The sequence below is a fragment of the Nocardia sp. NPDC055053 genome (assembly GCF_053608285.1).
Genome location: NZ_JBSGVD010000007.1, coordinates 248,807 through 262,806, shown reverse-complemented (window position 1 = coordinate 262,806; position 14,000 = coordinate 248,807). Strand labels below are relative to the sequence as shown.

12 protein-coding genes are annotated in these 14,000 nt (G+C 66.6%); 2 read left to right on the top strand and 10 right to left on the bottom strand.

Features of this window, described 5'->3' with window-relative positions:
* Positions 1–667 precede the first annotated feature (667 nt).
* Positions 668–1,573 carry a hypothetical protein gene (locus ACWF82_RS10630; protein ID WP_452500039.1) on the top strand — a complete coding sequence of 302 codons (906 nt, stop codon included), beginning with the start codon at positions 668–670 and terminating at the stop codon, positions 1,571–1,573.
* A 75-nt stretch (positions 1,574–1,648) separates the two neighbouring features.
* On the opposite strand, the gene ACWF82_RS10625 is transcribed toward ACWF82_RS10630, so the two are convergent.
* The 4 genes from ACWF82_RS10625 to ACWF82_RS10610 form a co-directional block, all read right to left on the bottom strand.
* Positions 1,649–2,590 (bottom strand): acyl-ACP desaturase, encoded by a 942-nt coding sequence (locus tag ACWF82_RS10625; protein WP_452500037.1) that lies wholly within the window; start codon positions 2,588–2,590, stop codon positions 1,649–1,651.
* 197 nt (positions 2,591–2,787) lie between these two features.
* Positions 2,788–4,059 (bottom strand): MFS transporter, encoded by a 1,272-nt coding sequence (locus tag ACWF82_RS10620; RefSeq protein ID WP_452500035.1) that lies wholly within the window; start codon positions 4,057–4,059, stop codon positions 2,788–2,790.
* A 185-nt stretch (positions 4,060–4,244) separates the two neighbouring features.
* The gene (locus ACWF82_RS10615; protein ID WP_452500033.1) at positions 4,245–5,447 is read right to left on the bottom strand and encodes a lipid-transfer protein; all 1,203 of its coding nucleotides are present in this window, start codon (positions 5,445–5,447) and stop codon (positions 4,245–4,247) included.
* Positions 5,431–5,862 (bottom strand): Zn-ribbon domain-containing OB-fold protein, encoded by a 432-nt coding sequence (locus tag ACWF82_RS10610; RefSeq protein ID WP_379311189.1) that lies wholly within the window; start codon positions 5,860–5,862, stop codon positions 5,431–5,433. Before ACWF82_RS10610 ends, ACWF82_RS10615 begins: the two co-directional genes overlap by 17 nt.
* A 154-nt stretch (positions 5,863–6,016) precedes the next feature.
* On the opposite strand from ACWF82_RS10610, the gene ACWF82_RS10605 reads away from it, so the two are divergent.
* Complete coding sequence (locus ACWF82_RS10605) at positions 6,017–6,793, top strand: GTP-binding protein (RefSeq protein ID WP_452500032.1); 777 nt, start codon at positions 6,017–6,019, stop codon at positions 6,791–6,793.
* A gap of 27 nt (positions 6,794–6,820) precedes the next feature.
* Here ACWF82_RS10605 and ACWF82_RS10600 read toward each other — a convergent pair whose 3' ends face one another.
* From ACWF82_RS10600 to ACWF82_RS10575, 6 genes are all read right to left on the bottom strand, one after another.
* A complete protein-coding gene (locus ACWF82_RS10600; protein ID WP_452500030.1) occupies positions 6,821–8,179 on the bottom strand; it encodes a flavin monoamine oxidase family protein in 1,359 nt (452 codons plus the stop codon).
* Between the two features lie 43 nt (positions 8,180–8,222).
* On the bottom strand, positions 8,223–8,918 hold the full coding sequence (locus ACWF82_RS10595) for a transporter (protein WP_452500028.1): 696 nt from the start codon (positions 8,916–8,918) through the stop codon (positions 8,223–8,225).
* 219 nt (positions 8,919–9,137) lie between these two features.
* Positions 9,138–10,436 (bottom strand): NAD(P)/FAD-dependent oxidoreductase, encoded by a 1,299-nt coding sequence (locus tag ACWF82_RS10590; protein WP_452500026.1) that lies wholly within the window; start codon positions 10,434–10,436, stop codon positions 9,138–9,140.
* 5 nt (positions 10,437–10,441) lie between these two features.
* Positions 10,442–10,816 carry a hotdog domain-containing protein gene (locus ACWF82_RS10585; protein WP_452500025.1) on the bottom strand — a complete coding sequence of 125 codons (375 nt, stop codon included), beginning with the start codon at positions 10,814–10,816 and terminating at the stop codon, positions 10,442–10,444.
* A complete protein-coding gene (locus tag ACWF82_RS10580) occupies positions 10,813–12,471 on the bottom strand; it encodes a flavin-containing monooxygenase (RefSeq protein WP_452500023.1) in 1,659 nt (552 codons plus the stop codon). Before ACWF82_RS10580 ends, ACWF82_RS10585 begins: the two co-directional genes overlap by 4 nt.
* Before the next feature lie 69 nt (positions 12,472–12,540).
* Positions 12,541–13,998, bottom strand: coding sequence for an aldehyde dehydrogenase family protein (locus ACWF82_RS10575; protein WP_452500021.1), 1,458 nt, complete (start codon positions 13,996–13,998; stop codon positions 12,541–12,543).
* Between the last annotated feature and the right edge of the window lie 2 nt (positions 13,999–14,000).

Sequence of the window (14,000 nt, the reverse complement as noted above, 5' to 3'; positions counted from 1 at the left end):
TCTTACGGCCCTGAGGTTTCCGATCCGCCCGGATCTGGAAGTCCATCGCAATCTCCCCTGAACTGGGGTGTTGCGACGATCCCTAGAACCCAAGCCTCGGTCGGAGGGGTTTTCTTGTCCCCGGAGATTTGACGTGGCTACCCGTCGGTTGCCGAGCGACCCCGGTCGACCGACGCCAGTTCCGAGTATTACCGAAGCCGGCGCGACCCTGTATCGCCGATCGGGCATCGGCTCGAACCGCATTCACCGCAGTCGACAACGCCACCGGCAGTCCAGAAAACGCTGCGCGCCACCTCGGCAACACCGCCACTGTTACCAAAACCGACTACATCTGCCGATCCGCAACGCCCCCGGTCAGACGCGCGTCGCCGAACTCGATCATCCACGTGGTACTGATACCCGTTTCAGCGCTGGCGTTTTCGTCGCTCGAACATTCGTCGAAAGTCAGGCCCGCGATGACGGCGCCGGGCCGGGCGGCAGCGCGCCGTCGGCTTGCGGGCGATGGTCCGGGTCGGTGGCCTCGACTGCTCCCGATGACGCGGCTCGTCGACCCAACCGGGACACGTGAGAGCGAATAGGCGCGGGACTTGACACAGCGCAGGTCACGACTTTGACTGACTTCGAAGCTGATGTTCACCTCGTCCGACAGTGCTCTGAGAGGTCGACTATGCGCAACATGTGGTTAGCGAGCTCGGGGCGTCGGCGCGGATCAGCCCGACACGGGACCATCTCGGTACTGGCACTGATCGGTGCGTGTGTGCTGTCCTTGGCGGCCACCCAGACGACTTCTGCGCAACCCATAACCAACACCGCGGACACCGGGTTCGCGATCCCCTTCGCCGGTGCGCCCGCCTACGAACACCTGGCACCGACGCAGATAACGAGTCCGGATCAGCTCAACCAGCCGCTCGGTCAGGCACTGGCCGACGCGATCGCCGGTCAGGTGGGCCTGAGCCGAGCTGACGCCCTGACCGAGCAGCAGTATCACGATCTCAGCACCGGTGGCGGCGTCGGGGGAAGCCGCGAGGCGGCGGAAGTGATCGTCGCCTGCGTCCAGATCCTCACCAATACGGTCGGCCGCCCCCTCTATTCCGAGGTCGACGGGCAGAGCACGCCCTCGGTGCTGGCCAGCTACGGGCTGTACGTGAACCCCGGTGGGCTACTGCAGAGCCCGGCCAACGCGGATGCGCCGACCAGACAGGTCAACACCTTGATCGCGCCCGGCGGTTATGTCGGCAACTGGTTGCGGGACAACGATGCGGTTCGGAGCCTGATCGCGCTCTACCGGTCGGCTTACACGGTGCAAGCCGCGTATGGCTTTGCAGCACAACAGATTTCGGGTACAGCCCAGCTGGTGACCAACACCAAGGCGGGCGTGAGCTCCGAGGTCGGCATGTCGATGGCTCCGCCGCTGTGGATCGTGAACTTCGCCCTGATCTACATCTTGAATCCGGCCCTGGCGGCCGGGATGCCCGCGTACTGGGCACCCATACCCCCGCCGATCGCCGACGCCATCAAAGCGAGCCCCAACGGCCAGGTGCCTTTCAGCGACTACACGGGCTACTTCGGGTAGCGGCGTAGCCTCGGTGCCCACGGCGCAGGATGTCGCAGTCGCGCGATGTTCGCCCGACTGCGACATCCAGGTGCCCTATCCGGTCCGTGCCGCGTCGCGAGCGAGGATGCGCGCGCGTTGTTCTTCGAAGCGGATGACGTCACGAGTGAGTTTTTCGACGTACTCGGCGAGTTCTTCGCGGCTGCGCTCGCCGCGTGCGGTGAGGTCGGTGCGCTGGAAGACGTTCCAGATTCGCAGGACCGGCAACACGACCTCGTCGAGGTGCTGGCGCAGGTCGTAGATTCCGTGCTTGACCATCAGCACGCCGTTGCGGCGCCAGTTCGGCATGCCGGTGCCCGGCATGGCGAACGTCTTCACGATCCTGGTCACGGACTCCATCGTCTGATCGGGAGCGACGTCGAAGGCGGCACCGGTGACGTTGCGATAGAACATCATATGGAGATTCTCGTCGGCCGCGATGCGCTGCAGCATCCGTTCGGCGATCGGATCGTCGCAGACCCGTGCTGTGCTGCGATGACTGACCCTGGTAGCCAACTCCTGGAATGTCACATACGCGACCTGGTCGAGCACCCCACCGAAGCCCTCCGGCGCGTGTACACCGCGGGTCAAATGCACCATACGGTCGTTCTCCAAGGCGACGGGATCGACAGCGCGGGTACAGACGAGGTAGTCACGCATGGCGATAGCGTGGCGGTTTTCCTCGGCGGTCCAGCGGCCGACCCAGGTACCCCACGCACCGTCGCGAGAGAAGTTCTCAGCGATCACGCGGTGGTAGGAAGGCAAGTTGTCCTCGGTCAGCAGGTTCGTGATCATCGCGACTTTGGCGACCTCGGAGAACCGTGACTGCCCGGGCTCCCAATCTTCGCCACCCATCGCGGCGAAGTTGCGGCCCTCGTCCCAGGGAACGTAGTCGTGCGGACACCAGTCCTTGGCCGTGGCCACGTGCCGGTCGATGTTGACCGCCACTACCGGCTCCAGCTCGGTCAGTAGTTCGAGTTGTGTCAAATCCATAGCCATGCAGCGCCTTTCGATTCGATGGAAAATACCCACGGAAATGTCGCTGTTCACGCATATCTGACTGTGCGGCCACGCCGCACCCACACCTTAGGCGGTTGGCGAAACCGGAGGGCCTGATGGGGACTCTTGCCGGAATCGCCAACTACGACAGGCCGATAACGGTGATCGGCTGTCAAGGTTGGTGCTTGATACGAGGGTCAGGTCGTTTGGGGGACCGACTGGTCGGCTGTGCCGTCCAGATCCGCGTCCGCACCCGAACCACTTGTCAGTGTGGTGGCGTGCCCGCTCAACACCAAGCCGATCCCGGCCAGCAGCATCGGGACGGCGGCGGCGAGGAAGGCCCAGCGGACGCCGGCTGCGGCGAGGAAACCGAAGGCTGCCAGCGACAGTGGCGACAGGACCGCCCTGGGTAGGTCGATCAGGCTGTTCACCCGGCCGAGCATCGTCTCCGGGGCGGTGGTCTGCACGAAGGTCGGCAGTGCGACGTCGGTCGAGTAGGCGACACCGAAACCGAGCAGGGCAAGTAGCACGAGCGCGATCAGGTAGTGCGGGACGAATCCGAGCACCGCGAACGAACAGCCCTCGGCGATCGTCATGGCGACGATGAGCACGCCCCATCGCCGCGGGAGACCGAACGCCGCGGCGGACAAGGCGCCGGCCAGCTGGCCGAGCCCCCACGCGGACAGCATGGCGCCGAGCACGACGGAGCTGTCGGCGAAGTCCTGCGACAGCGTGGGCAGACCGACGCCGAACAATCCGCTGTAACTCAGCGTCGCGGCGCCGACCAGCAGCAGGATGATGCGGACCTCCACGCTGCGGCGGGCGTAGGCGAACCCGGAGGTTATCTCCCGCAGCACCGCCTTCGCGGAGAACCGCTCGACCGGTTCGACCTTCCGGCGCGGCGCGGCCAGGACGGTCACCGCGCCGACCAGGAAGGTCAACGCGTTGAACGCGATCGCGATGGGCGCACCGGCCAGCGCCACGAGCAGACCACCGAGCAGCGGGCCTGCCAGTCTGGCAGCCTGTTCACCGGCTCCGAGCAGCGCGTTCGCTCTCGGCAGGTCCTCCCTGCTCACCAGGCTGGGCAGGATGCCGGCGGCGGCCGGATGGAAGAACGCCTCGGCGATGCCGATCACGATGCCGATCACGAGCAGATGCCACAGGGCCACGGCGCCGGCGGCTGCCAGGACTGCCAGCACGGCCAGCACTGTGCCACGCACGAGGTGGCTGATCAGCATGATGGTCCGGGGCGAGAACCGATCGGTGATCGCACCGCCGATCAGCAGCAGGGCCCCGTGCGGGACGGTGACGGCGAGCATCACCGCGCCCAGCGCCGCGGGCGACCCGGTCACCGAGAGCACCAGCAACGCGAGCACGACCTCGTAACTGGCGTCGCCAACCATCGAGACGGTCTCCCCGCCCCACACCCACCGAAACGCCCTGCTCCGCAACGGACCCCGAGCCGCCATCACGATCTTCTCGCGTAGTCGCCGTCGTGGAACACCACATGATCATCGCGGCAACCCCTCGGTGCTGCCAGATCTTTTGCGGTGATCGAAGTGACGAACTCGGCGGTGTGAGATCTTCGGCGCCGCACCGACCGTCGCGATCTACCAGCCGCACCTCACAGGACCGAACACGGAGTGATACCGGGTCAACGGGTGGCGATGATTGCCGAGCCGTGGCCGAAGAGGCCTTGGTTCACCGCGATACCAGCACGCGCGTCGTCGACCTGGCGGCCCTCGGCCTGGCCGCGTAGCTGCCATGTCAGCTCGCAGACCTGGGCGATCGCCTGCGCGGGGATCGCCTCACCGAAACAGGCAAGGCCGCCACTGGGGTTCACCGGGACATGTCCGCCCAATGTCGTTGCGCCACTGCGCAACAGTTTCTCGGCGCCGCCCTTCTCGCAGAGCCCGATGTCTTCGTACCAGTCCAGCTCCAGCGCGGTGGACAGGTCATAGACCTCGGCGAAGGACAGGTCGGTGGGCCCGAGCCCTGCCTCTTCGTAGGCGGCATACGCGACGGCGGAACGGAATTCGCGCGGCGGAACCTCGACGGCCACGGCGGAGTCGGTCGCGAAATCCGGCAGATCAAGGACTGTTTTCGGAAACGTCGGGGTGACCGTCGACAGCGCCCTGATGCGGACCGGGTCGGTGATGCCGTGCCGCCTCGCGTACTCCATCGATGTCAGCACCAGTGCGGCACCGCCGTCGCTGGTGGCGCAGATGTCGAGCAGGCGCAGCGGATCAGAGACGATCGCCGAGGCGGCGACCTCCTCGGCCGAGACCTCCTTGCGATAGCGGGCATGCGGGTTGTTCAGGCCGTGGCGGGCATTCTTCACCTTGACCGCGGCGAAATCGTCGAGCGTGGCGCCGTGCAACGCCATGCGCCGACGGGCATACAGCGCGAAATAGATGGGGTTCGTCGCGCCGAGCAGGTGGAAACGCAACCAGTCCGGATCGTCGCGGCGTTCGCCGCCGACGGGCTGGAAGAAGCCCTTCGGGGTGGTATCGGCGCCGACCACCAGCGCCACGTCACACAACCCGGCCAGAATCTGGGCGCGCGCGTTGGCGATGGCCTGGGCACCGGAGGCGCAGGCGGCGTAGCTGCTCGAGATCCGCGCACCGGTCCAGCCGAGCGCCTGGGCGAATGTCGCGCCCGAGACGAATCCGGGGTATCCGTTGCGGATCGTGTCCGCGCCGGCGATGTAGCCGACGTCGCGGTGGTCCACCCCGGCATCGGCCAGTGCCGCGCGCGCCGCGACCAGCCCGTATTCGACGAAATTGCGCCCCCACTTGCCCCATTGGTGCATGCCCGCACCGAGGACTGCGATATCGCGATCACTGGTCTCGGTCATCGACCGGCCTCCACATCCACACCGTGTGTTCCGCTTCCTCGTCCTCGTACAGCACGCCGAGGGTCAGTTCGACCGGCATGCCGACGGCCAGGTCATCCACCGTCAGGCCACGGACCACCTGCCCGAGAATCACCATCTGCTCGACCTCGAGCTCCACGGCCGCGACGACATACGGCTCGAACGGATCTGGCGAGACATAGGGCGGGGGTGGCTTGTAGCGGGCGTCCGCGTACGACCAGATCCGGCCACGGGTGGAAAACAGGTACTCGACGAGCTCGGAGCCGTCCTTGGGACCTGTGCACTGCGGGTTCCGGCAGGCCAGCGCGTTGCGCGGGAAATACGGTGTGCCGCAGGCAGTACAGCGACTTCCCTGCAGACGCACCGTGCCATCGTCCGCGGTGAACCAGTCGGCCACGGCAGGGCGTTGTTCTTTCTGCACGAGCCCGACGGTATAGGAACACGTTCTACTTTGGGGCGGGAATCCGCTTCACGGGCACAGGGGCGGGGGTACGGTGAGACCGGATTGAGGATGCGACGACATCCTCGAGTCGAGCTGGAGTACCACGACGATGGGCACCGAAGTCATTGAACCGCAGTCGATCCGCAACGTCACGATCGTCGGGGACCCTGATGAGACGACACGGGTTGTCCACCGGCTGACCCGCCGTTTCGCCGGGACCAGGTCCGGCACGGCGGCCACGGTCCAGTGGACAACAGACCGCGTCGATCACACGATTCGTCTCACCGAGCTGTCGAGCTTCGCGCCCATCGCGACGCTGGAGCGGTCCATCCGGGTAGCCGACGGGGTGGTCGCGGTTATGAACGCCGCGGTGCCGCGCGCGCCCCGGATCGAGACGATACTGCGGGTTGCCGACGACCATCAGGTCGCACGATTGTGCCTGGTGACCGGACTCGATCGTCCCGCCGCGGACTTCGACCGCTGCGTCCGCACGATCGCCGACACGCACGGGGCGGTGCCGTTGACGGTGCAGATCCCGCACGGCATCGGTACCGGGTTCGAAGGCGTGGTCGATCTGGTCCCGATGGGGGCGCTCGAACCGATGGGTGCCGAATTCTATGGCAGTCATTGGCAAGTCGCCGAACAGTGGTATCGCAGCCTCGTGAACACGGTGATGGAACAACAGGACGGCGATCTCGGCCCGCGAGAGACTCCACCCGAACAGTTGTATGACCGCGTCCGCTACCTCACCCACATCGGCGACGCCGCACCCGTCCTGTGTGATTCGGCCCCGTGGAGTGATATCGGCCCGTTCCTGGACGCCATCATCCGATATCTGCCGTCTCCCCTGCATGTCTGTCAACCGGAGCACGCCCTCGACTATTGACGAAGGCTGACTGCGCCGACCGCCGGCCTATCGTGACCGGCCCAGACTCGCCAGTACCGCCAGCGCTGAACGCTCACCTGAGGCTGCGGCGTCGGCCAGCGATGGCATATCGAGCTGGTAGTCGCCCGCGAGATAGATGTTTCCGAGCGGGTCGCGCAATGTGGGGAGCGTCTTGCGGCGGCCGGGCGCCCAGAACGGCACGACCCGGCGATGCCTGCGCAGGATGCCCTCCCCCAGCTTTCCTTCCAGCTCGGGCAACACGCTGAGCAGGTCGTTCGTAAAGCGCGACACGATCTCCTCGTCGGGCAGGTCGAGCAACGCGTCGGCCTTGCCACCACCGGCGAAACAGGCAAGGGCCCCGCCCGGCTTCCGGTCGCTGCCGGTGCGCAGCGCCGCGGCGTGGTTGAACACCGCCTGAAACGACAGCTGCGGCGCGGAGATGGCTAAGTACTTGTCCCAGCGTTGCGGCCCGGCTTCGTCGGTGAAGAAGCCGACCACCACATAGCGGCCGTAGGTAATGTCGTTGAACGCGTTCCGGTACTGCTGCGGGAGGTCCGGGATGATCCGCTCGGTGATGTCGGCGGGCGCGGTGACGATCGCGCGCTTCGCCCGCAACCGCTGGGGGCGGTCCCCGTCGAGATAGTCGACGACCACGCCGTCGCCGTCGCGGCGCACCGATTGCACCATCGAGTTCAGGCGGATGCGGGCGCCGAGATCCTCGGTCAGCACGTCGGTCAGCGTCTGGTTGCCGCCCGCGGGCAGCGAGAAGTTCGGGACCTTCTCCGGGTCGGTCAGCGCGATGCCGACCGAGGTGACGAACTGGGTGGCCGCCGTCTCGTCCGGGTCACATCCCATCCACTGCGCCGACCACGACCGGACAATGGTGGCGGCCAGCTCCGAGCGGACGCCGTTGAGCAGATACGACGCGAGTTTCGTGTCGAGCCGGGCACGCACCCGCTGCGCGAAACGGCTCTGCGACTCGAGGAACGGCGTGGCCGCGAGGATGCGCGCACCGACGATGGCAAGGCCTAGCCGATCCATCATGGTCATGCGCGTGCGGAACATGAGCGCGAAGGGATTCGAGGTGTCGACCGTCGAACCGTTCAGGTGCAGCGCGGCGCTCTTGCCCGCGAGGGAGCCCATTTCGATGCCGTGCCGGTCGAGGGCGTCGATCAGCGTGCCGGTGCCCTCGGTGAACTGGGTGCCGACGTTGATCCAGTAGTCGCCCTGCCGGACGGTGTCGACGCGTCCGCCCGTGCGGTCGGTGGATTCGAGGACCACGACCTGGGCCTGGGGCGCGAGGGTTGTCGCCGCCGTCAGCCCTGCCATTCCGGCGCCGATGACGACGACCTCGGTGGTTTCTTCCTGCATATCTTGCGTTGCCATTTCGGCTCCTGCCTCTGGATCGTATGAAGGGAAGACCTGCGATTTACGCCGTGACCGAGACGTCACCGGCCACTGCCTGGGCGTCGACGCGCTTGTTGTAGTCGTCGAACGCCCGGTAGGCGCGGTAGAACACGAACATCTGCAGGCCCCACGTGGACAGCGCGAGGATGTAGAAGATCGTGTGCTCAGCATCGTCGCCCGGGATGCGGACGAAGTCGTAGATCGCGGCGATGACGAAGGAGCAGGCGGTGGAGATGGCGGCCCACACAGCGTGCCCGCGCTCGTCGATCTCCCACAGCCGCTTGACGAAGTAGAGCAGGAAGATCGTGGTGAGCACGGTGACCACGACGAAGAAGATCTTGGCGGGGGTACCGAACGTCTCGGTGTACCCGACGAGAGCGAAACCCACCACCGCAGCGAGAGCGAAAGCACCGACGTCCACCGCCACGGACGGCTTGTACCGGTGGGTGACCGCCATCAGCCCGAGAACCAGGATCAGCGTGATACCGACGGACCGGGAAAAGGCATCAAGGAAGGACGCCGCGAAGTACATCGGGCTGTCGTGGCCGGCCTTCAGGATTCCGTAGATCAGGAAGTTCGTACCCGATGTCGCGACAATGATCCACTCGATGCCGAGCAGGTAGTTCTTGTAGTTCCGGATGAACTTGATCCCGTAGGTGAATCCCACGACGATCATCCAGATGTCCGCGACCGCGAAAAGCAGTTCCTTGATGGACATGATCTTCTCCTTGAAAGGTGACACCCGCCGGCGAGCGGCAATGGGTCGATTCGTCAGCGCTGCCGAGCGAGAGAGGACCGAGAGTCGTCTTGCTCCGGCAATCCATGGGTCCGACATCTGCCGCCGAGCGGGTCGCCCGCCGGGGTCGGAATGTGACGCCAGTCATAACCGTACCGTGAGTGGGTCATATGATCAAGGCATTTGACCCACTCACGGCGGTCAATTTCCGATCGCGGCCCATCGGTCGGCGGCACGGTCGGCGAGCCAGCCCAGATACAGCGCGGGGTTGCTGACGAAGCTGGGCCAGAACCGCTTGCGGTCGTGCCAGATCGCCGCCAGGTCCTCGTGCATCGAGGCACCGGTGACGTGGTCGGCCAGCAGGTGGCCCACGTACTGCGCCTGGGCGAAGCCGTGGCCGTTGCAGGCCGCCGAGTAGAGCACGTTGCCGGAGGCCTCGCCCGCGACGGGAAGCCATGTGGAGCTCATACCGATCCAGCCACCCCAGGCCTTCACCGGCTTGATGTCGCGCAGGCCGGGGAAGCGGTCGTGGAAGCCGCGGACGAGGTCGTCGGCGACGTGCGGCGCGGGGGTGCGATCCGGCAGCGGGTTGCGGCCCGCCTGCACCCGGCGCGTGCCGAACGCGATGGTTCCGCGCGGGGTGACGCGGTAGCTCTCCAGGATCATGTGCAGGGTGACCATCGGGGCCCGGCTGGTCCAGCCGATGTCGTCGAGCCGCTCGGGTGGGATGGGTTCGGTTTCGATCAGGGAGGTCCACACCGGGGTGGCGAGGTGCTTGGGCGCGATGGACAGGCTGCTGCTCGCGGCGTTGGTGGTCAGCAGCGCCTTGCGGGCCTTGACTTTTCCGTTCGGCGTTTCGACGATGACCCGGTTTCCGACGTCGGCGACGTCACGTGCGGGGGTGCACTCATAGACGCGCACTCCCGCGGCGATCGTCGCGTCGCGCAAACCGAGAGCGAACTTGCCCGGATTGACCGTGCCGCCGACGCCCTCGCGGATGCCACCGAGGAAACCCTCCGGCAGACCCGCCTCGGGGCCCTCGACGAATTCGCCCGACGATCCGGCCTCAGCCAGGACTTTCGCGTTGCGGCGCGCGTGCCGCAATTGCCCCTTCGACACCGCGGCCATCACGATGCCCTCCTGCCGGTATTCGCAGTCGATCGCGTGGTGCTTGATCGCGTCCTCGGCAAAATGCACCGCGTTCTCGGCATAGCGGTACAGCTCGCGCAACCGCTCGCGCTTCAGCAGAAAACCCAGCATCTCCGGATCCGCGGCGACCGAGTTCGTGATGTATCCGGCATTGCGGGAGGTGGCGCCCCACCCGAGAGTCTTCGCCTCGAGCAGCACCACGTCGACACCCTTCTCGGCGAGGCGAAGGGCGGCCGACATGCCGCCGCCACCGCCGCCGATCACCACGACATCGCAGTCGATGTCACCGGTCAGCGACGGTTCGACCGTGGTGGGTTGTCCTGCCCAACCGGTGTCATGGATCAATTCCATGGCGTCTACTCCGTTCCGCCGGCGGGGATGACCGCGGTGCCGCGTGCGCGCACCGCGAGGAGAGGTGTCTCCAGGACCTGCGCCCGGCCGGTGTCATCGGAGCCACGACAGATCACACGGAGCTCGAAATCGACTGTGCGGCTGCGGTTTCCCTTCTTCACCAGGGTCGCCTCGGCCTCGACGACATCGCCGCCCCGGACCGGGGCGAGGAATTCCACCGACGAGTAGCCGGCGAACAGGCTCTCGTACCCGTCCATTTCGATCGCCAGATTGGTGCCGACGTCGCCGAAGAGCTTGAGGGCGTAGGCACCGTCGACGAGGTTACCGGCGTAGTGGGCGTCGGAGAAGGCGACATACCGCCGGTGGACTGCCTTGCTCATGCGATCTCCTCGTGAATCGGGCCGAGTGCGCGCGACTGCGCTTCGCCGTCGATCGCGACGCCGGGGTAACCCCGCTTGGCGATCTCGGTGCACATGCGGCGGTACTTGCCGACACCGCCCAGGTAACCCATGAAGGTGTTGGGCTTACCTTCGATATTGGAGCCCCGGTACCACGAGTCGGTGGTGGCGTACAGCGTCTGGGCCACGGTCCACTCGGTGATGTCGACCCACTCCTGCTGGGCCTCGGGGGTGGCCTCGATCAGCGCGGCGCCGGAGTCGCGGGCGTGCTCGATGAGGTCGGCGATCCAGTCGACGGCCTGCTCGATCGTGACCACCACATTGCTGGCCAGCGCGGGACTCAGCGGTCCGCCGACCATGAAGAAGTTGGGGAAGTCGGCAGCCATGAACCCGAGGTAGGAACGGATGCCGTCGCTCCAGGCCTCCTGCAGCTTCTCGCCGGACGCGCCGGTGAGATTGAGCCCGTACAGCGGGCCGGTGAAGGCGTCGAACCCGATCGCGAGCACCACCGCGTCCACCTCGTAGGTGCCCTTCGGGGTGACGATCGCGTTCTCGGTCATCGTCTCGATCGGCTCGTCACGCAGCGACACCAGCGACACGTTCGGCCGGTTGTAGGTCTCGTAGTAATCGGTGCCGAACACGCTGCGCTTGGCACCCAGCGGGTGGTACTTGGGCACGAGCAGTTCCGCGGTGGCCGGATCCGCGACGATCTCGCGGATCTTGTCGTGGATGAACTCCGACGCGGTCCGGTTCGCCTCGACATCGAAGAGCAGGTCGACGAACTCGCCACCGACACCCTGGAAGCCGCTGCGCTCGTAGGCCTCCTCGTAACGCCGCTTGCGCTCCTCGTCGGAGACGTCGAAAGCCCGGTCGGTGACGGGGCGATCAGGGATGCCACCGGGTGAGTGCCTGCACTCCTCGCGGATCGCCACGTAGTCGTCCTTGACGGCGGCGACCTGCTCCGGGGAGAGTTCGGCGTTGCGCGCTGGCATCACGTAATTCGGGGTGCGCTGGAACACCGTGAGGTGCTCGGCGACCTCGGCGATCAGCGGAATGGCCTGCACACCGGAGGATCCGGTGCCGATCACGGCGACGCGCTTGCCCGCGAGATCGTCGAGGGAGATGTTCCACCGGCTCGTCGACACCTTCAGGCCGGCGAAGTTCGACAGACCTGGCACATCGAAGTCCTTCGGGGTGGACAGGCCGCCCGCACCCGAGATCAGGTAGCGGCTGCGCCGGAGCTCCCCGTTGTCGAGCTGCACCTCCCACAGGCGGTCGGCCGCGTTCCAGGTCGAGCCGACCACGCGGGTGTTGAAGGTGAAGTGCTTGCGCAGGTCGAAGCGGTCGGCGACGTGTTCGATGTAGCTGAGGATCTCGGCCTGCGGGGCGAACCGCTGGCTCCACGTCCACTCCTGCTGGAGCGTCTCGTCGAACGCGTACGAGTAGTAGATGCTCTCGACGTCACAGCGGGCGCCCGGGTAGGTGTTCCAGAACCAGGTACCGCCGACGCTGGGTCCGGCCTCGAAGCCCGCGAAGGTCCAGCCTGCTGTCGTCAGCCGGTGCGAGAGGTAGATGCCGGTGAAGCCGGCGCCGACACCGATGACGTCGACGATCTCGGGGGTGTGGGTGGAGTTCATGGCAAAAGCCGCTTTCCTTAGTGGTACCGGTCACAGTCAAGGGGTGAGGCGGAAGTAGTTCCGCGATCGCTACATCGGCAGGTCGGGCGAATCGACGCCGACCACGCGGTCGCCGCAGAACACCCGGACGGACTCACCGGGGGCGTGACCGCCGATTCCCGAAGCGCCCCAGAAGCTTTGGGCCGAGCCGTCGGCCAGGTCGGCGACCTTCGCGCCGTTCACGCGCACCTCGCCCGACAGCACCCGCGAGCCGACCTCGATGGCGCGGTCCAGGTCGCCGCCGAACACGTAGGCGTCCAGACCCGAGGGGTTGGCATTGGCCACGCGCAGGGCGTCCTCGTCGGACTCCACGGCGTGCAGGCTGATGAGCGGACCGAACAGTTCGGCGGTCGCCAGCGACGCGTCGACACCTGTAGCGACGGTGGGCGACAGGAAGAATCCGTCGAGACCGGGCAGTTTCGCGGGCTGATGGATGGTCGCACCGTTAGCCCGCAGCCCTTCGATGCGGCTCTGGAGCGTCGCGAAGTGCGGAGCATTGGAGATGGGGCCGAGTTCGGTGCTCTCGTCGAGCGAGTTCCCGATGTCGATGCGGGCGATGCGATCGAGCAGCGCCTCGAGCAGCGGTTCGACCAGACTCTTGTGCGCCAGCACCTTGCCGGGGCCCTCGCACCACTGCCCGTTGAGCTTGGTCATCCCGTCGAGGATGCCGTCGGCGGCCACGTCGATGTCGGCGTCGTCCAGCACCAGGGCCGGGTTGTTGCCGCCGAGCTCGAGCTGGAGCACCTTGAAGTCCTCCGCGGCGGCGCGGGCGATGGCCCGGCCCGCGTTCGGTCCGCCGGTGAAGGAGACGATCTTGACGCGCGGGTCGCCGGTGACAGCGGCGCCCACGTCGCCCGCACCGTGCAGAAGCTGCAGCGCACCGGTGGGCAGCCCCGCCTTGACGAAGCTCTCGACGATGATCTGGGCACTGCTCGGGGCGTGCTCCGACGGCTTGAGGATGACCGGGCAGCCGGCGGCCAGCGCGCTCACCATCTTCGCGGCGGGGATGAAACTGGGGCCGTTCCACGGGGTGAGGATGGCGGCGGGACCCCACGGGACCTTGTACAGCCGCACGTCGCGGCCACCGGCGTCGAGCGCCGTTCGACGCGGGATGGCGCGCAGTTCCGCTGCCGCGGAACGGATCCGGTGTGGCAGGAACTGTGCGACCATCCGGGCCTTGGCGATCGGGACACCGCTGGTGAGGGCGTCGGTGCGGGCGATGTCCTCGATCCGGGACTCGACGATGTCGGCCGCACGCTCGATGACAGCGGCGCGTTCCTCGCTCGCCGCGTCGTCCCAGCGTTCGAAACCGTAGGACTGCTCGGCGTGGCGCAGGGCGCGTTCCACGTCTTCGGGGGTGGTGGTGACCGCGCGATGCACGGGCAGGCCGGTGTTGGGGTCGAGGTTCCAGGCGTCGGGGATCGTCGCGCACTCGGACCAGTCGTCGGCGATGTAGTTGATCGGTTGGGGCAGTTGTGGATTCGACATCA